1 protein-coding gene is annotated in these 383 nt (G+C 79.4%); it reads left to right on the top strand.

Annotated features, from left to right (window positions below):
- Positions 1-383: type 1 periplasmic-binding domain-containing protein (locus G5C65_RS38335; RefSeq protein WP_478501629.1), on the top strand; the 383-nt coding region annotated here is incomplete at both ends.

Below are 383 nucleotides of genomic sequence, written 5' to 3'. Positions count from 1 at the left end.
CTTCGCCTCCGCGCGCACCGCGGTCGACGGCGTCATCGCCAGCTCCATGGCCCCGGAGTCCCTCGACGCGCTGCGGGCCGGCGGACTGCCCCTGGTGATGCTCGACAGCGACGCGCCGGACGCCGCCGCCACCGTCAACTTCGCCGTCGCCGACGGCATGCGCCGGATCGCCCACCATCTGCTCGCCCTCGGCCACCGCCGCATCGCCCACGTGGCCGCGGCCGTGGACTCCTGGACCTTCGCCGTCCGCGCCCGCACCCTCCGCGAGACCCTGGCGGCGGCCGGCGCCCCGGCACCCCGCACCGAACGGGCGCCGCTCACCGCCGCAGGGGGCCTGGAGGCCGCCACCCGCATCCTGACCGCCGCCCGCGCCGCCCCCGGGC

It is taken from the genome of Streptomyces boncukensis (assembly GCF_011045075.1).
Classification (GTDB): Bacteria; Actinomycetota; Actinomycetes; order Streptomycetales; family Streptomycetaceae; genus Streptomyces; species Streptomyces boncukensis.
The sequence above is the reverse complement of the archived record's forward strand: the minus strand, read 5'-3'. Positions and strand labels throughout refer to the sequence as shown.